This is a genomic window from Pseudogemmobacter sp. TB195 (assembly GCF_058313095.1).
The window spans coordinates 1-16,744 of the sequence record NZ_JBZEGG010000026.1 but is presented as its reverse complement, the minus strand read 5'-3'; the positions used below and the strand labels follow the sequence as shown (position 1 = coordinate 16,744).

15 protein-coding genes and 3 pseudogenes are annotated in these 16,744 nt (G+C 54.1%); 4 read left to right on the top strand and 14 right to left on the bottom strand.

All coding sequences use genetic code 11. The features are described 5' to 3' along the window. Positions 1-13 precede the first annotated feature (13 nt). The 9 genes from AC4FS3_RS22155 to AC4FS3_RS22115 form a co-directional block, all read right to left on the bottom strand. Positions 14-1,204 (bottom strand): GIY-YIG nuclease family protein, encoded by a 1,191-nt coding sequence (locus AC4FS3_RS22155; protein WP_491022342.1) that lies wholly within the window; start codon positions 1,202-1,204, stop codon positions 14-16. Then, a complete protein-coding gene (locus AC4FS3_RS22150) occupies positions 1,197-3,239 on the bottom strand; it encodes a DEAD/DEAH box helicase (RefSeq protein WP_491022341.1) in 2,043 nt (680 codons plus the stop codon). The genes AC4FS3_RS22155 and AC4FS3_RS22150 overlap by 8 nt, the downstream gene beginning before the upstream one ends. Continuing rightward, complete coding sequence (locus tag AC4FS3_RS22145; RefSeq protein WP_491022340.1) at positions 3,236-3,649, bottom strand: hypothetical protein; 414 nt, start codon at positions 3,647-3,649, stop codon at positions 3,236-3,238. The genes AC4FS3_RS22150 and AC4FS3_RS22145 overlap by 4 nt, the downstream gene beginning before the upstream one ends. Position 3,650: 1 nt before the next feature. Further along, positions 3,651-6,398, bottom strand: a complete 2,748-nt coding sequence (locus AC4FS3_RS22140; RefSeq protein WP_491022339.1) for a class I SAM-dependent DNA methyltransferase — start codon at positions 6,396-6,398, stop codon at positions 3,651-3,653. Beyond that, entirely contained in the window at positions 6,395-6,673 is a 279-nt protein-coding gene (locus tag AC4FS3_RS22135) for a HigA family addiction module antitoxin (protein ID WP_491022338.1), read from the bottom strand. The genes AC4FS3_RS22140 and AC4FS3_RS22135 overlap by 4 nt, the downstream gene beginning before the upstream one ends. A gap of 46 nt (positions 6,674-6,719) precedes the next feature. Then, the gene (locus AC4FS3_RS22130; protein WP_491022337.1) at positions 6,720-6,971 is read right to left on the bottom strand and encodes a WGR domain-containing protein; all 252 of its coding nucleotides are present in this window, start codon (positions 6,969-6,971) and stop codon (positions 6,720-6,722) included. A gap of 2 nt (positions 6,972-6,973) precedes the next feature. Further along, on the bottom strand, positions 6,974-7,603 hold the full coding sequence (locus AC4FS3_RS22125; RefSeq protein WP_491022336.1) for a tyrosine-type recombinase/integrase: 630 nt from the start codon (positions 7,601-7,603) through the stop codon (positions 6,974-6,976). Positions 7,604-7,911: 308 nt separating this feature from the next. Then, the gene (locus AC4FS3_RS22120; RefSeq protein WP_491022335.1) at positions 7,912-8,817 is read right to left on the bottom strand and encodes a TIR domain-containing protein; all 906 of its coding nucleotides are present in this window, start codon (positions 8,815-8,817) and stop codon (positions 7,912-7,914) included. Then, positions 8,814-9,095, bottom strand: coding sequence for a hypothetical protein (locus AC4FS3_RS22115; protein WP_491022334.1), 282 nt, complete (start codon positions 9,093-9,095; stop codon positions 8,814-8,816). The genes AC4FS3_RS22120 and AC4FS3_RS22115 overlap by 4 nt, the downstream gene beginning before the upstream one ends. Before the next feature lie 395 nt (positions 9,096-9,490). Between AC4FS3_RS22115 and AC4FS3_RS22110 the strand changes: the two are divergent. Together AC4FS3_RS22110 and AC4FS3_RS22105 are read left to right on the top strand one after the other, a co-directional pair. Next, positions 9,491-9,872 (top strand): annotated as a pseudogene (locus AC4FS3_RS22110) (site-specific integrase); the annotation flags it as partial. Further along, positions 9,873-10,076 (top strand): annotated as a pseudogene (locus AC4FS3_RS22105) (IS256 family transposase); the annotation flags it as partial. It lies immediately after the preceding pseudogene. 53 nt (positions 10,077-10,129) lie between these two features. On the opposite strand, the gene AC4FS3_RS22100 reads toward AC4FS3_RS22105, so the two are convergent. From AC4FS3_RS22100 to AC4FS3_RS22080, 5 genes are all read right to left on the bottom strand, one after another. Then, positions 10,130-11,938, bottom strand: a complete 1,809-nt coding sequence (locus AC4FS3_RS22100; RefSeq protein WP_491022333.1) for an ATP-binding protein — start codon at positions 11,936-11,938, stop codon at positions 10,130-10,132. A 1-nt stretch (position 11,939) separates the two neighbouring features. Next, positions 11,940-13,061, bottom strand: a complete 1,122-nt coding sequence (locus tag AC4FS3_RS22095; protein ID WP_491022332.1) for a hypothetical protein — start codon at positions 13,059-13,061, stop codon at positions 11,940-11,942. Between the two features lie 655 nt (positions 13,062-13,716). Then, a complete protein-coding gene (locus AC4FS3_RS22090; RefSeq protein ID WP_035715005.1) occupies positions 13,717-14,550 on the bottom strand; it encodes a hypothetical protein in 834 nt (277 codons plus the stop codon). Between the two features lie 228 nt (positions 14,551-14,778). Continuing rightward, a complete protein-coding gene (locus tag AC4FS3_RS22085; protein WP_491022331.1) occupies positions 14,779-15,216 on the bottom strand; it encodes a hypothetical protein in 438 nt (145 codons plus the stop codon). A 333-nt stretch (positions 15,217-15,549) separates the two neighbouring features. Continuing rightward, positions 15,550-15,786: a hypothetical protein gene (locus AC4FS3_RS22080; RefSeq protein ID WP_491022410.1), complete on the bottom strand. Its 237-nt coding sequence runs from the start codon at positions 15,784-15,786 to the stop codon at positions 15,550-15,552. A 226-nt stretch (positions 15,787-16,012) separates the two neighbouring features. Between AC4FS3_RS22080 and AC4FS3_RS22075 the strand changes: the two genes are divergently transcribed. Continuing rightward, positions 16,013-16,348: a hypothetical protein gene (locus AC4FS3_RS22075; RefSeq protein ID WP_306680835.1), complete on the top strand. Its 336-nt coding sequence runs from the start codon at positions 16,013-16,015 to the stop codon at positions 16,346-16,348. Between the two features lie 73 nt (positions 16,349-16,421). Next, positions 16,422-16,744 (top strand): annotated as a pseudogene (locus tag AC4FS3_RS22070) (lytic transglycosylase domain-containing protein); the annotation flags it as partial.

Below are 16,744 nucleotides of genomic sequence, written 5' to 3'. Positions count from 1 at the left end.
ATGTCTGTAGGCTTTATTTGTCTGGCCGCAGGACGAGACTGGCCTTCTCTGGGTCATAGTGAAACTTTGTGATCGTTCCGTCCTTGATCTTCTGAACGGCCTCATCAATCACGAAGAGCGGTACCAGGAACCATTCGCGCGGAATTACGGGTCTTCCGAACCGATCGGCAATCTCGATGTCGAGCTGTGCACTGCCGAAAATCCGATGGATCAGGTTCTCAAGCCGAGTTTGGTTGATATTGTAGAGCTCATAGGTCGCGACAACTTCCACTGGAGCCATGAGGAATGTGGGCTGTAGCTGTGCACCCGCAATCCGCTTTTCGACTCCCAAGGTAGTGACGCCAATTTTGTGGACCAGCTCCCGGTTCTCAGCCACCATGGGATGGTCGGATTTGCTGCGCAAAACGTAGATTGTGCCAGTGGTGCTGTCGCCCTCTTCCGGCGCGTCTGCGAAGAGCGGTCCCGCCACAGACTCGGTGATCCGCCGCCCAGATTCATCCTTATTCAAGGCGCGCTGAAGCGATCGCATCAGCATGTTGCTTTCCGTGCCGTTGTCGAAGATGACGCGCAAGCGCGCATCAGTTCGGCCTTGGTCGGTCAGAGTCTGTTCGCCCATCTCAGCAACATATGCTTTTTGACCTTCTACAATGAAGAAGCGGCCTTTTTGAATTTCGGCTTTCAGTTCGAACGGGCGGGTCTCACGTTCGCCGGAATCCAGCTCGCGTTGAACCTTTTCGAAAAGTGGCTTGAACGTCTCAAAATCTTCGCATCGCTTGCGATTGGCAATATCCTCGGCTGCTTTGCGCTCCGCGTTGGATCGTACATGCTTCAGCTCAGAAAGGGGGGACGCTTCAACCGTGATGCCAAGCGCTGCAAGCAGAGCGTCATCATCCAGATTTTCAGAGATCGGAGCGAAGTTAATTCCCGTTAGCAGGCCGCCAGTGTCCAGGTCTGCAAGTAGGTCAGTGGCTTCGGGGAGCTCCCGCAAACGCTGCAAACGAACGGCATAAAGCCGTTCGAAGATATCCGCTTCTTCCGAATGCTGCGGAACACGTCCGTGCTCAGATACGAACTTCTGGATATCTTCAAACCCAGCGATGATCCGCTCTTCGCGTGGGGTCCGTAAAGCTTGCGTCTTTTTCTCGATCTCGATGCCAAGCTCCGAGAGGAGCGCATCATCTTCATCCGTGAATGTATTAGCCATTCATCGCCTCCTGCTTCATCCGGGCAAGGAAGGCCACGCCTTCGGCCATGCGTTTCTCCCAAGCGTCAGCGGAAGTCAAAGACGGAAGCCGTCCGCGTTCTTGCTTGAACTTCACGGCACGCTTGACGAGGTCACGCGCCTCTTCCAGCGACAGTTTGATCTTCTTGGCCTCAATCACGGCGGCAACCTCTTTCAGGCTCTCTTCGCTCATGGTTTTGGCGAGGATCGCATAGGCTTCGCTGAACGGGTTGATCCGGTCGATCAGGTCAATATCGAGCTCTTTGACGCTCATAGCGAACTGGCGAACACCGTCGACAAAAGCCGTGTTTGAGGATGCGTCCGTACCGTCACCAAGAAGAGTCTTCTTGGCCTGTTGCGTGAAATTCATCGCAGCAATGGCGTGCTGACGAACCGCCTCCTGATCGACTTCGTCCAGCTCAGGGTACTTGTCGCGCACGATTTTCCCCATTTTCACCTGGGTCAGCTCCTCCGGCACCATTTCGGCGTCAAAAAGACCACGCTCGATCGCGGTCTTATCCTGTAAGAAGGTGGTGATGACCTCGTTCAGGTCATTCTGACAGATGCGATTTGCTTCTGGGCTCTTGGGCTGGGTGAGCCCTTTGATCTCGATCTGAAAGATGCCTTTTTCTTCATTGAAGCCTACGTTGCACTTGCTGTCATCGTAGCCGTTCTCGCCATAGTCGAAGCCATCCTGCGCAGTGTTTGCAGGCATCTTAGGTTTGAACTCGAACTTGGGTGTCAGCACCTGCTCCATCAGCAGGCTGGCGGCAATAGCCTTCAAGGTGTCGTTGACGGCCTCACGCACCGCCTCTTCAGACGCGTCGGGCTCTGCAATCAAGTTGGTAAAGCGGGCACGTGTTTTGCCTTTGGCGTCGCGTGTGGCACGTCCGATGATTTGAACGATCTCGGTTAGGCTGGAGCGATAGCCCACGGTCAGCGCATGTTCACACCAAATCCAGTCGAAGCCTTCCTTCGCCATGCCAAGCGCGATGATGATGTCAACATGGTCACGGTTGTTCTTTTGGGTTGGATCTTTCAGTGACGCCGAGACCTTGTCTCGCTTGGCGGTATCGTCATCCACGAGGTCCGCAATCCGCAGCACCTTCCCATCAGGACGCTTCACCAGCTGAAAACCTGTAGCAGGGTCTGTGCCTTGCCAGTCGCCTAAGGCGTCGATGATATGCTCGACCTCCCGATGCTTGTCTTTCGTGCTTTCACGCGAGTTGACATTAGGGATGTGCAGGATGGTCTTCTCGTTCGGATCCAAAACTTTGAGAAGCTCGTCGGCGTAGGAGCCACTGTAAAAGAAATACCCGATGTCGAGCGTCTTCAGCCATGTGTAGCCGCTGAGCTGCTCATAATAGGTATAGGTAACAGTCTCAAAGCGCGCCTCATCTTCGGGCGACAGCACGGCTTCAGTATCACCTCGGAAATACGATCCGGTCATGGCAACCACATGTGCCTTGTCGCGTGTGATAAGCGTGCCTAGGTGCGCCCCCAGCTTGTTATCTGGGTTGGCTGAGACGTGGTGGAATTCGTCCACGGCAATAAGGCGGTCATCGAATGCTTCGATGCCGAATTTATCCACGGCGAAGCGGAATGTAGCATGGGTGCAGACGAGGATACGATCGTCACCTTCCAAAAACTTGCCAAGCGCCCCGACTTTGCCGCTGTCGCCTCCCGGTGCGTTGCATAGGTTCCAGCGCGGCTCGACGGTCCAGTCCCAATAAAAACCGAACTTAGACAGGGGCTCATCGGCAAAGCTGGATCCGATCGACTTTTCCGGAACCACGATGATGGCCTGCTTGAGGCCTTGGTTGTGTAGCTTGTCGAGCGCGATGAACATCAGTGCCCGGCTTTTCCCAGAGGCGGGTGGCGACTTGATCAGTAGGTATTGCTCGCCGCGCTTTTCATATGCGCGTTCCTGCATAGTGCGCATTCCAAGTTCGTTGGACTTGGTGGAGCTTCCATTGGCAGGATAGGAAACGGAGACAGAAGGAACGGACTTGGTCATGCGGAAATCCTGAAATCTTGCAAATAAGAAATGGCCCAAGCAGGCGGTCTGGGCCAACTGCGGAAGCCCTGAGCATGCCAGCTCACACTGCCATCTCCGATCAGCCCATTCACCTCAAGGTGTCGGACAAAAGCATCATGATCGTAAAGATAGGCATCATCACCGTTCAGGAAGGCAATGTAGATTTTCTTGCCGATATACTTCCGATCGATAATGAGCCGTCCCTTCAATTGGACCTTTAAGACCGTTTCGCCGTCAATATGGATCGCGATGAAATCGGCACCTTGCCAATCATCCGTCAGCCTTATGCAATTGAAGCCGTAATCCGCAATGCGAGCTGCGAACTTATGAAAATTGTAGTTCTCACGCTGTCTAGAATTGAGGTCTGTATATGGCACACGCGTAAACATTTCAGGCGGTCACCTTCGTAGTCATCTTCGTATACATATCGAAGAGCTTTTCGAGGCGTTCGGTATCGTTCTTAAAGCGGCGGCCGATGTAGATGCGCTCCAGTGTCTCGTCGTTGCGGTCATGGGCCGCTCTGAGGTCGGTTGGCATCTTTTCTGGGTCGTAGAGGTCCGCGATGGTGGCCGGAAAATGCGCCTCTCGCGCTAGAAGAATTTCTTCAGCGCAGCGGCTCAGGTCTTCGCGGTTCTTCTCAGTTAGCTTGGGGACAGGGAATGTGTTCCAACCTAAAGTATTTGAATATGCAAAATCCGTGCGCGTTCTCCCACAAACTGTTGCAATCCAAGAGAGATGAAGCCGAGAAGACAAAATAGATATCAGCCAGATTGTCTCATCGAACAGCACAAAACTTTGACTACTCACAACGGTTTCTTTTCCTACCAAACCGACTGGAAGGAATTCTCTGTTCCCAGAGGTGATCCTCGGAAGAACTATTGTTAGTGTCCTGCCCTCGCGCATTTCTCTAAACTGGTGTGCTTTTTTTGCCATTTGATTTGCGCTAGCATCCGGGCTTTCTAAACGAAGAGCGCGCACAGAATTTACGCGAGATGCAATTTGCGGATAAGACATAGCGTCTGCAAGATTATCATCTGTTATCCAAAGGCAATAATTATTCTCACCTTTAATAAAGTCAGCTGACCCTACCATTGGCCGGATAAAACGCTCCATAGCCTCTTTTGGTAACATCATCTGGGCCAGTTCGCTTTTGGTCATCCGAAGAAAACCACCATCCACGACCTTGTTTCCAAAAATCATCGGAGGAAGGCAAGATAATGGCTTGCTGGACTTTTCTACTATTTTTGTTTCACCAGCAGTGAGGTACGCGCTAATCTTTTCGCTTCTCTTGGCCGTGCTTTTTCCAGCATCGTCCACCGAGTATATTATCGGTTTTAGTGGTTTTTTATTTGATATTGCAATAATCGCAACTGTTACACCCGCGTTGTGGCTAGCTAGGTTCGCCCACTTGAATGATGTATAGCAAAATGAGATTTCATGCCCCGTTGAGAATATTGCAGGCCATAGAATAGGAACTTGTTGGCCTTGGCATATCGAATTAGTCGATACAAGAGCAGTGGACGACTCAGTGTGAAGTCCAAAGTCTGCTGCTTTCATGAACCAGCCAGATACATAATCAAGTGACTTCCAGGCTTTTACACGGCCATCAAATATGCGCTTCAAATCCTCCTTTTGCTCTTTGCTCTGCCAAGTTGAGCCAAGATAGGGCGGATTCCCACAGATATATGTCTCCCCACCCTCATTATCGAAATCAATCTGAGCTTGATCCAGCGGTGTCTGAAACAAATCTTCGGCCTGGAACTTCACGGCAGTTCCGGTTGGCGGGCAGATCGACAGCCAGTCCAACCGCAGTGCGTTGCCACAGGTGATCCAGTTTTGACTGTCCAGCGGTAGAAACTCGGCCAGTGCCTCCTTTTGCCCTCGGTAGGTCACGTCACATTGGTACTCCGCAATGATCAGCGCCAGCCGAGCGATTTCGGCGGAAAAATCCCGGAGCTCGATACCGCGGAAGTTGGTCAGGGGGATGTCTGTCTTACGATCGGCCTCGCCTCGTCGGCGGTTGATCTCGGCCTCGATCGCACGAAGTTGCTTGTAGGCGATGACTAGGAAGTTTCCCGAGCCACAGGCCGGATCAAAAACCCGAATTTTAGTGATGCGACTACGCAAATTCAGAAGCTTACGACCATTGTCGCCAGCTTCCTCCAGTGCCGCGTTCAAGTCATCCAAGAACAGCGGGTTCAGCACCTTCAGAATGTTCGGGACGGAGGTGTAATGCATGCCGAGGACCGAGCGCTCCTCTTCGTCTGCCACTGCCTGGATCATTGAGCCGAAGATGTCGGGGTTGATTCTGGTCCAGTCCAGCCCGCCGATATGGCTGAGATAACGCTGCGCGATTTTGGAGAAGCGCGGCACATCAGTCGAGCCAGAGAACAGCCCGCCGTTCACGTAAGGAAACGCATCGGCCCACCGAGGCAGATTGGCATTGGCTCGGTCTGCCAGCGGCACGTTCATTGCGCGGAAGATTTCGCTGATGACCTCGTGCGTGTTGGTGCCATCACGGTTCGACATCTGCTCGATCGTGCCGGTGAACAGCCGAGATGAGGCAAAGATATCGGTGTCTTCGGCGAAGAAGCAGAAGATCAGTCGGGCCATGAAATGGTTCATGTCGGGCCGCCGATCGACCTTACTCCATTCCGGGTTGTCCTTCAGAAGCTCCATATAGAGCCGATTGAGGCGACCGGTTGCCTTTATGTCGAAGGCACTTTCCTTGATCTGCTTGACGGTCGAGATGCCCGCGAGCGGCAGGAAAACGCCAAAGCTGTCGGGAAAATCCGGGTAGGCGCAAGCCACCGTGTCGCCGCCGATCAGATCTTCCGCTTCGAAGCTCTGCCCATCGGTTGCGAGGATGAACTTAACCTTGTGCTTGGCCGTGGCGGGGCTGGCCTTGAGTGCCGCGAGGGTCTGAGACACTTCGCCCGGCGTGCAGGTCGCGATATGGATGTTGTTGCGTTGCAGAACGCCGCCGAGATCCGACTTATTGGAGTCGCCCTTACGCAGCTTCTTGATTTCCGTTTCCTTGCGGCCGAAGGCTTCAAGGAAGGCGTAGGGGAATTCTGCGGCGTCGAAGGGCGCTTCGGCGAGGTCAGAAATAGCCTGTTCGATTTCAACCGGGTTCATGGGGTCTGCCTCGTAAATGGCTGGACTTCGATCTCATCGGCACGTGCCATGACCGTTTCCAGTTCGTAATTCAGTTGTCGTTCCATCCAAGCGCGAGCGGATGTGCCGAAGGCCTTTTCCAAACGCAGGGCCATTTCCGGAGAGATACCTGACCGCCCATTCAGAAGATTGCTAAGGGTCTGCCGATTACACCCGAGCACTTGCGCAGCCTCAGTGACGGAAAGAGCATTGGGGCCAAGGCATTCTCGCCGGACCAGGATTCCAGGATGGGTCATAGTATCTCCCCGTTTACTCTGGATGTACGGTGATAATGGACAGTTATCAATCTAACATTGAAAGCTGCTGAGGCATGACCCAATATCCGCGCTGCCGTTTGGACGTTTCCAACGCGAGCAAGGCGGCGATGGCTTGGTGCTCTTCTTCAAAGCAGTCCAAGCGAACCTGACTGTTCTGTCCGATGCGCCCCCATTCCCGATAAAGCGACCATTCCCCAAACAGGTTGGGCATGACGGCCATCCGATAAAACCGGGCAATGTTTTTCGCAGGGTGGCGCTTTTCGAGATAGGTTTGCATGCTCAGAGGTGATGCCTCCGTGCGATCTCAAGGGCTTCAGCCTGCTCCGTGCCGATGTAGTCCTTGGTGCTCTCGATGCTGGCATGGCCGAGCAAAAGCTGGGCTGCGCGCAGATTGCCGGTTTGCTGATAGATATGGGTTGGAAAAGTCCGGCGCAGGGAGTGCAATCCATAGAGGCTGGGATCGAGGCGCGCCTTTTCGAGCCAGGATTTGAACAGCCGCCAGAGCTGGCTTTCGCTGAGATGATTGTGGGAGCATCTGGGCCCCTGCCCGGTGAAGAGCCAGCTGTGCAGAGGCTTGTCGATCGTGACGAGATAGGCGCGCAGGCTGTCGCGCGTGTTCTCGGACAGCCGCGCCTGGACCGGGCGGGCGTTGCGGCTTTCGGTTTTCTTCTGCCGGATTTCGACGATCTCGCGCACGCCTGCTGAGGTGGCGACATCCGCTATCCGCAGGCGCACCAGATCAGAGCCCCGGAAGCTGGTGTCGAGGGCAGTGTTGAACAGCGCGAGATCGCGCAGCGCCTTCTCTTGGCGCAGGAGCAGCCGGATCAGGGCAACCTGATCCGTCGTGAGGGGAGGCTTTTTGCCGACCACGCGCCCCTTGTTCCATGTCGTTTCTGACGTCCCTGACACAGCTTCTTCCTTGCAGGCTATCAGATGAATATGGCGAGAAAGCTTGCATCAGGGAAAGAGAAAGTTCTAGGTCTTGTCAATTTCCCCTTATTTCTTTGGAGTCTTAGCCACTGTTCTCATGCAAGCTTCTAATCAAAAGCTCGCATGAAGATGACGCGCACGAAGTAGCAGGGGTTGACGCATTCGGCCCATAGCCGCCATTCGACAGCCTGCTCTCGCTGCGCCACAGCATTACCCAAAGCGGACACCCGCATCGCGGTACAGGATCATCTATGCTACTTGGATAATTGCACATCTCGTTATTGGGGTCAGCGCATGACCTTATTCCAGTCAACAGCATGGCCGGCCTCAACTAGTTCACGGGCAAGCTTTTGCTTCCATCCGCCCGCATCGTCCATGCTTTCCCAAACCACGCCGGCAAAATCACTGGGGATGGATACGTTACCCCTTCGTAGGGCACAGACTTTATCTCTGCCAAGATGTGCCATGAAGTATCCGAGTTCAAGCAGGACATTTTGGCGGGCCCTGGGCTCAAGGTCAACGTCGGCTTTGGCGCGTCCCAAGTCGTCAGGCGTCAGCAACACCACAGCGAAGCCAACATCTGCGTTAGCCTCCACTTTCTCGATTATTGTTCGTCCCTTGTTGGCCTGCTCATGCAGAATTATGGGCTCAAATCCAATGTTACCAAGGAAGCGAGCGACTGTTTCCCTAGCCTCACCATCGTGGCCATGAACAATGAATACCTTGTTGGACATTGGCAATACCAAACTGGGGGCAGTGCGCCCTTGAGCTTCCACGTAGGCTTTATAGTCTCGAACAAATGGAATGATGATCTGACTGGTAACGGAGTGAACGCCACTTATGATTTTGCGACTGCCAGTCCAGAAAAATGTATATCCGAACTCCGCCATCTCATCTGGATTATTACAGAACTTGAGAATGAGCAGAAATTTTAGGCCAAGTATTTCAAGATCGTCGTCCGGCCACTGCAGCCGTGCACTCCCGACCATGCCGCCCTGAGTGCTCTGACTCGATGCGATGAACGTATCTAGATTGACGTTCTCAGTGAGCGCAGCATTAGAAGCTTGAAGATCGGTGTGCTGAAGAAGCCTGCCAAGCCTCTTTAACGGCGCCGGATAAGATTGTAGATCAGACGATTGAAGGTCCAGAACAGCATTGTTTATCTGTTTGAATAGGTCTTGCGGGGCGCTCATTCATCATCCTGCAGTCGGGCTTCGGCAGCCTTCTCCAATATTATGGCCCGATATTGCTCCTTCATTCCTTCTGCAAGCGATCCGATGATTTCGCTGTCCTCATAGCCTGCAACGCGGTCGTCAATTATCCGCTCCATTGCAGAAATAGCTTGGTCGATGCTTGCAGGGTCTTCTGGGTTAAATGAGACACTGCCCAAATCACCGTCCAGCTCAGCCAGTGCGTCCTGTGCCCTCTGCAGGTCACGCTGAAGTTTGTCTAACCCCTGGATTTTGAACATCTGCTCATCCGTCACTGATAGTCTATGGGAAACTATGGAGCCAGAAGTGTTATCATTCAAGATGGACGGTGGAAAACCGCACTGAAGCTAGCTGTTGTGCCTATGTAGGCATGCCGTGTCCGGCCCTAATTGAGCCTAGTCGGGTGTTTTGGGGGCTAAAGCGCCTGATGTGCTTGAGCAAATTCAACACCGAGCGCCTGACAGTGTGACAGGGCAAGCCAGATCGCACTATTCCACCGACCGCTTTCTCGGTTTCGTTGCAGCTGCCACGCCGCATCACCGTCAGACGGCTCTCCGCCCGCGAGATATAACAAAACGACTCGAGGTTCCATGTTACTATGGTGCCTGTCGGATCATCCGAAGTCAGGGTGGGCTTGGGGGCGGGAGGTATCGCCATGTCCATCGATTTTCTGCCCGCACTGCGGCCTGAACACCCCGCCTGGAACAAGGGGCGCATCATCGGCCAAAAGCGTCCCTTGCTGCCGAAGCATGTATGGTCCATCCGTGTTCGCCTTGAGATGGCGGATAACCGGCGGGATCTTGCTCTGTTCAATATGGCCATCGACAGCAAGCTTCGTGGCTGCGACCTCGTGTGCCTGAAAGTCCGCGACGTCTTCGCGGCAGGGAGGGTGAAGGAGCGCACCTCGGTCACCCGAGAGCAAGACGCGTAAGCCTGTTCGGTTCGAGGTCACTGAAACCACAAGACAATCCCTCGAGCGCTGGATCGCTGATCCCGAGATGCTCGGGCTGGAGTATCTATGGCCGAGCCGATTACACTTCGCCACCGTTCGGCACAGGACTGTCCGAACCAAGGGTGCGCTGTCGCAGAAGACGGCGAAGCTCATGGTCTTCAAGCTCGTTCAGGCTTCCGCCAAGACATGGCGCCGCCTGAAGGGCGTGAACCAGTTGCCTTTGCTCATCGAAGGCGTCACATTCACCGACGGCGTAGCCACCAGCGTCGCCGAAAATCGCGCCGCTTGATCAGGCCGTATCACCCAAAATCCCGCATAGCTCTCCAATCTGCGGCTAAAGCATCACACGACAACCGCGTCGTCACCCCACAGCTTATCGAGGTCGACGTCGCGGCTGTCAGGCTCACGATCGGCGTTAAGCCGATCCACCTGTAAGAGTATCGGGATATCAAACGTAGAGCCGGTAAGAACACAGGCTCCTTTAGGAAGAGAAGGAATTTGACTTTTCGACACAGCGTCAAGCGTAGAGATTGCATTGTCTAAAAGAGCGAGATCTCTATCATTGACCAGGCGATGAATAAAAAAGTTGTGCACCTGCGAAACAATTGTCGAAGATATATCAGAAGGCCTCTGACTGGATAGGACAATAAACATGCCAAACTTTCGCCCTTCCTTGATGATTTCTTCAAAAAGCTCCAGGCGATAATCCTTCCAACTTTCAGATTCTCTTGTCGACTGAGTTGAGAGGATGTTGTGAGCTTCGTCAATGACCAAGTGAATGGTCGAAGTAGGCGGCGATGTGCTGGCCTGCTTATGGTGTTCGTATAGCTGCTTTGCGATTAAGATTGGGACAATTTTCTTAAGGTCCTGATTTACCTCCCGCAGGGAAATGACGTGAAGCGGCTTGTCTTGCTCTTGGACATCACCTCCGACTGCAATAACTCTTTCCAAATCGCTTTTGAATGACTCAATCCTTCTAAGGAGCGGTTGTATATGTTCATATTGGACAGCACCGCCAAGCGCATCACGCACGATCTGTAAATTGGCGCGGAGTTGAAGTTCACTAATTCCTGAGATCGCGTCTATATCTATTTCATCCACCTTGCCAAGGAAGCGTTGATCAACAAAGTCCGATTGCTCCTCCCTGCTGAGGAAATGCCAATTATTCCCGACTTCCGGTAGCACGTGGAAGGTGTCGATGTTCGGACCGCTGCGAAGTCCAACCTCATCTAATGCTTCTGAAAGTTCCTCTGCTCCGATCAAGCGGACAAGATGCTTGAGTTGCTCAAGAGCTTCCAAGCTTGGGTCCTTCGATTTAAGCACGCGCTCCAGGGTAGCTCTAAAAAAACGTTTGAGACTGTTAGGCACTTCAGCGAAACGCCTCCGGCCCGAAATTATCCGTCGCAAGAAGGGTTTCTGTGTATTCGCGGTCGCTTGGAATAGAATTCCTAGGGTTTCTGCGTCCCAAAATTCATCGTCCTCTAGGCGGAAGCGGTCAGCATCATCTCTGCGAGTGCTCAACCGAGTTACTTCCTTGAAAGCTGCCCCGCATACTTGGCCGCCTGTATATTCTCCATTAAAATCTATTATGAAAAACTTGCTTTTTCCAATCATCCTCTCGACCTTTAGGTCGAAAAGTGTCGTTAGAAGTTTCGCGAGAGTGTTTGACTTTCCGCTGCCAGTGTTCCCGAATATACCGATGTGGGTATTGAATAAGCTTTCCCATGGCAAAGAAACTTGCAGTTCTTCTTTCAGGAGCTTTCCAATCGAAAAGCCTCCACCGCTTTTGGGCTCGAATATCTTCTCGACTTTCGCCCCTGGAATGAGCTTCGCAACATCACCGATCTTCGGGAGAAACTTAATGCCATCCGAAAATGTGCCGCTCTCAAAATATCCTATCGGGCGAACTTTGAGTTTCCGAACATAGTGCTGCTCGGGGCCATCTCCCTCCTTTACCCGATCGTCCAGGTATTCTCCCTCCACCAAGCACACGATCTCCCTAAATCCGTGGTCGATCGCGATGAACTCCCTGATAGAAACGCCTTTGAAGGCGGCACCCCTGTAAAAATGAGTTTCGAGATTCGAGTTCGTATTGGCTTTGATGGTGATCTCTATGCCAACGACCGCGGTAACATGGCCAATCTCAATCATCTCACACTCCAGAACCCGAGCTGGCGGTTACTGAAAATACTTCATCATTAAATGCCTTAAAGTCTAAGGCTCCATCTGTCCTTATCAGTTCTACGTTGTCAAATGCGCGGAACTTTTCCTTCAGATCATCCCGTGTCTGGTCTGAGTAGCAGCAGATATAAACCTTAAGTGTCGGATTCGAAAGAGAGCGTTTGATCAAAGAGAGAATATGTTCATCAGCAAACGAGAAACCAAAAACGATGAATACGGTGTTAGGCTTTTCAAGCTCATAACTCAGTGCGCGAAGGGCCTGATAATAGTGCTCCTCAAAAACTGTCTCGTGAAATTTCCATTTTGTGGGATTTACCACCGGGAGCGCCTTGTAGCTCTCCCAGAACTTTTCAATGTCATCAGGAGGAACAGTGAAGGATTTGGAAGATATATCGTTCTCATCACAGGTTGCGTCTGACAAAATCGCCTCAAACCCAGGATCCATGTAGGTAGGGACACTGTCGGCGCGTTCCTTGGCTCTAGCGGGATCATAGGAAACCTCAATATTTTCACCGTCCTTGTACCAGTAGACAGAGCCATGGGGCTGGATGAGGTTTATTTGGGGTACACTTGTTTCATGCCGTTCGAAGGCGCCTTGATCTTTATAAAAGCGATTAAAGGATCTGGTTTGCAAGGTTCGTTTAATGAAACCTGTAGCTCCGTCGTTCAGAACGAAATCGAACTTTTTGCTTTCGATCATGCGCTCTGCACAGTGCGCGATAATGCCGTCATAGTTGGTGGTAAAGATATTAGCCCTCTTTGTCCCGATTTTTTTGTTCAGCAAATGCAAGATAGTCGAGATAAAGCGAACGTAATTTCGCATGACATCTAACTGCTCCGATTTGAGCTTCCCGTAGCTGGAAAAGCGGGAGGCCGGCCCGATGACATTCTCAACGTAGTATGAAAACAGAAGGCACATAATGCTTTCGCTGCCTTCAAAGCGCGTCGCTAGCGTCTCTAGAGTATGCCGTTTCGATGTGTTACTGTCTTTCACCTCGAGCGCGAGCGTCGGAAACAGGCCAACCGACGCGCCCGAGCCGATGAGAAAGTTTAAATTCTTATCGTATATATCGTTTCGATTAATTGCCGTCACTTCGCTTACCTCGCTTCTCCACAATATTCGTACGGACGCGATCGGTTTTGAGCAAGTGCAGACGTCTTGCCACGGTCACATCCGTTCCTGCTAGCGGCCAACACGGTGGGGCAGGAAGGAAGCCTGACGAACATTGTAGCGCGCAACGAAAGTCGGCTTTCTATCGAGTCGCGCTGGCTGGCTCTTTAACCATTCTTAAGGGATAGCATGGAATTGGAGCCTCGGCTTCCTAGGTTTGGCGGCCACTGTGGGCGGCATAAATAGCCGTCCGCAAGCTGTCGTTCCGGCAGAGCGCAGCGAATGTCTGCTCTCCTCCCGACACAGTGCGGTGTGAAGCGGATCCCCGCAGCGGTAGCGAATGACCACTTTCTCCAGCTTGCTGCAGCCGCCATGCCACACCACTGTCAGGCACCTCTGCGCCCGTGATGGGCAGAGGGGAGCGACTTTCGCTGCGTGATGACTGAATGACCGCTACCCCAAGCTCTCTGCGTCTGCCACGCCGCATCGCCCTCAGGCCGCTTACCGCCCTTTCTAGCGGTCAGGGTCGCTGAACTCTGCTGACATAACGTCTGGAACATGTGGTTTCTGCCGACATTCGACATTGATATCTCGGCCGGAAGATCATTGCGGACGAAGCCCGAGACGCGGTTTTGTCTCATCGCTGGATCACTCCTTCTGCTACGGCCATTCCGTGCACAGCCAGCTGTGCCTGGAACACCGAACAGCCGAACCTGCTGCGCAGATCTTCTACTCGCTTCTCATAGCGATCCACCCCGAGTTTCCGCTTCAGATCACTTTCGTGGAAATATCGATTGATGAACGGCGCTGGCGCCATCAGGCGCTGCAATTTGTCAGCCTGTCGCGTGATTGGTTTGCCGCTTGCGAGGGAAGGGTCGGACCCGGAAACGTCACCACCTCGCCACTTCCGCATGAACCCCAGCAGATACCCGGCTGGCACGGCGTCATGACCTCGTCCACGGTTGAACTCCCTGAATCGTTCCCAGATGTGCCGGCTGTCTGCGGCGCGACAAGGCAGGGCGGTCTTGGCCTTTCCGATCAAAGCCAGCCAGCGTGCCGCTTTCTCAGGCTCTTCACGATCAACCACTATCGTTCCCGAGAATACATTTTTGTTTGAATCTCTTATATAAGGGGTGGTGTCAGCTGTGGTTGACACTTCGCCATCTGCATCAGGTTGGTCACAGCACCCGAAGCGGAAGAGCCATGGCGCAAACCGGCCCTTACCCCGCTGACGCAGTAGGCGCAGCCCTGAGGCTGCCAGTTCTGCCAGAAGAGCGTGCAGGTGCTGTCGCGATACCGTCATGCGATCGGCCAGATCACCGAGGGTAAAGGCTGCTGTGCCATGCGGCAGGCCATTGTAGCCGTCCTTCCAGGCAATGGCGTCAAGGATGACAGTCGCAAGCTTGTGCGCGGCACAGGAAAGTTCGGTGTGGGTGATGCGGCGAAGGATGGCGCCGGTGGTGAGTTCCATGATCGTCGTCTCCAGGGCGACGTCGCAGACACAAAGCAAAAATACACCATCGCAATCAATCAAACATTATTGGTTGCGCAACCTCAAAGGATGGTCTAGAATACTCTGGCTAGGTGAGTGTTCTTTGAGGTTTTGGTGTTGGACCTTTGGTCTGGCGTCGTCTTCAAAAAGGGGATCGACCGTCCCCGACACAGAGAGCCGCCGGGGCCGCAATGCCCCGGCGGCTTTTCAATAGCGGACCTCTTCCGATCCATAGTTCCCGGCATGGTCACGCCAATCCACGAAGACCGAGCGCCAGGAATAGCTGCGGCAATGCTCCGGCAGCGCGAGATCAGATGCCTCCGGGACAGCGGCCACCGAGGATCTGGCCCAACCGTAGTCGCCTTGCGTGCCATAGGAGCCGAGACGGGTGGAATCGCTGCGGATGCAGTCGCCATCGCGGTTTTGATGCTGGCTGAACTGGATGTGATAAACCCGGATGCTGCGCACGAAGTCGAAAGCATCGCCAGAGATGTCGATATCGGCCTGCTCCAGGGCCTGCGCGAGGGTCAGACCCGGCACGTCGATAGGGATGGGCAGGGTACTTTCACGCGGCTCGCGGAACGCAATGTCATAGAGCCGCTCCATCGGGCTGAGCGGCGCATCGCCACCGAGGGATGCGCCCATGGGGCAGCGCCAGATCTGCAGGGGCGGCTCGACTGGCCAGGGCCTGATGCGGCGAATGAACTCGGCGCGGGCCCGCGAGCAGGGCACGGAGGCTGGCCAGCCGCCGGCGAGGCACAGAAGGATAGCGCAGTCGATCTGGTAGGTCTGTGCCTGAACGGGGGCAGGGCTCGAGACTGCGGCGGTCAGGGCCAGAGTGGCTGTCAAAATGGTGCTTCGAAAGGCAGGGTACATGGAGGCGACTCGCTCAGTTACCCCCTATCGCTACAATACACCACTATTGAATGCAACATTCTTGCATTGCTTATAGCATGGCTGACGCGTCCGATCTTCGGCTCAGTGTCCCACCACGCTCTGGAAACGCCCGTAATCCTGACTGACCTCCTGTGCCTCGGAGAAGGCCCGGGCACGCTCGGCATCGAGGCAGCGGAAGTAGTCCTGCACTGCGGAGATGTAGTCCTCGAAGTCGCCCCGGATCAGATCGGCATAGGCCCGTACATCGGCCGGGTCGCTTGGCAACCATGGCCGTTCAGGGGGATCGCATGATGCTAAGGCGGCGGAGCAACTCACCATGATGGCGACAAGGCAGGATATCAGGCGCAGCTTCACCATGTTTCGGACGAGGCCCCGTCATTGCTTTGATTTGCCACAGTCTTGGGCTATCCACCTTTATGGAGCGATGATCTGCCGTCAAGGCATCAAATAATCATTGCCATCAATAATGGTGTAATGCTACGGCTATGGTGATTTGATTCCCCATGGCCTGACCCATTCTATGGAGAGGAGCCGCGGGGAGACCATGCTAGAAGACGCCCCGAATGTGGTTACAGAAGACGGATTGCGACAGCTGCTCGCCCAGGGCTATTCGGCCGAAGTGGTCTGTCGGACCGCGGCCGAGAAGCGCCTCAACGCCTGGTACGGCTCCTGGTATGTGCGGGCCATCGGCCCTTCGGGCGGCGATGAGAAGATCGTCGTCACCAGCCGCAATTACATCAAGGCCCGTGAGTTCAAGACCGTCGCTGGGCTTGTCAGCTTCCTCTCGGATATCGGAATGCGCACGGCGCATATTCCGCTCGATGAGGGCGGCCGCTCTCTCCACCAACTGCCGGAATCCGCGCCCGCGCAGCAGGGCTGACGCTTCATCCCTTATTCTGGCCCTCTGCGCCCTAGCCGGGTTCACCCCTGCCGGTGTGAGGGCCGAGGGCTTTGTGTTTCGGGTGGCGCTGGACGGCCAACTGGCCTCGGTGTCATCCGACGCGGGCTTCATGCGTCAGTTCGGCACCGAGACGCCGGATCGCCTTTTCCTCTTCAGCACTCCGCAAACTGATGGTGACACTGGTGCCAGTGTCGTCGCGCCACGGCCTGCTTCTGCTAGCCCCGAAATACTCCAAGGCATCGAAGACACCGCCTTGCGCTATGGTGGCCATGCCGCGCTGAGGCGGGCGGGCCTTTCTGTCACCGACTGGGCACTTTTCTACCGGGCCAATATCGAGGTCGAGAGCGCCTATAACCCGGCGGCCCTGAGCCATGC

What these genes read in the sequence shown, in the direction of transcription:
- AC4FS3_RS22155 (WP_491022342.1), bottom strand. Translation starts at nt 1,204, where the DNA reads ATGGCTAATACATTCACGGATGAAGATGATGCGCTCCTCTCGGAGCTT.
- AC4FS3_RS22150 (WP_491022341.1), bottom strand. Translation starts at nt 3,239, where the DNA reads ATGACCAAGTCCGTTCCTTCTGTCTCCGTTTCCTATCCTGCCAATGGA.
- AC4FS3_RS22145 (WP_491022340.1), bottom strand. Translation starts at nt 3,649, where the DNA reads ATGTTTACGCGTGTGCCATATACAGACCTCAATTCTAGACAGCGTGAG.
- AC4FS3_RS22140 (WP_491022339.1), bottom strand. Translation starts at nt 6,398, where the DNA reads ATGAACCCGGTTGAAATCGAACAGGCTATTTCTGACCTCGCCGAAGCG.
- AC4FS3_RS22135 (WP_491022338.1), bottom strand. Translation starts at nt 6,673, where the DNA reads ATGACCCATCCTGGAATCCTGGTCCGGCGAGAATGCCTTGGCCCCAAT.
- AC4FS3_RS22130 (WP_491022337.1), bottom strand. Translation starts at nt 6,971, where the DNA reads ATGCAAACCTATCTCGAAAAGCGCCACCCTGCGAAAAACATTGCCCGG.
- AC4FS3_RS22120 (WP_491022335.1), bottom strand. Translation starts at nt 8,817, where the DNA reads ATGAGCGCCCCGCAAGACCTATTCAAACAGATAAACAATGCTGTTCTG.
- AC4FS3_RS22115 (WP_491022334.1), bottom strand. Translation starts at nt 9,095, where the DNA reads ATGTTCAAAATCCAGGGGTTAGACAAACTTCAGCGTGACCTGCAGAGG.
- AC4FS3_RS22100 (WP_491022333.1), bottom strand. Translation starts at nt 11,938, where the DNA reads ATGATTGAGATTGGCCATGTTACCGCGGTCGTTGGCATAGAGATCACC.
- AC4FS3_RS22090 (WP_035715005.1), bottom strand. Translation starts at nt 14,550, where the DNA reads ATGGAACTCACCACCGGCGCCATCCTTCGCCGCATCACCCACACCGAA.
- AC4FS3_RS22085 (WP_491022331.1), bottom strand. Translation starts at nt 15,216, where the DNA reads ATGGGCGCATCCCTCGGTGGCGATGCGCCGCTCAGCCCGATGGAGCGG.
- AC4FS3_RS22080 (WP_491022410.1), bottom strand. Translation starts at nt 15,786, where the DNA reads ATGGTGAGTTGCTCCGCCGCCTTAGCATCATGCGATCCCCCTGAACGG.
- AC4FS3_RS22075 (WP_306680835.1), top strand. Translation starts at nt 16,013, where the DNA reads ATGCTAGAAGACGCCCCGAATGTGGTTACAGAAGACGGATTGCGACAG.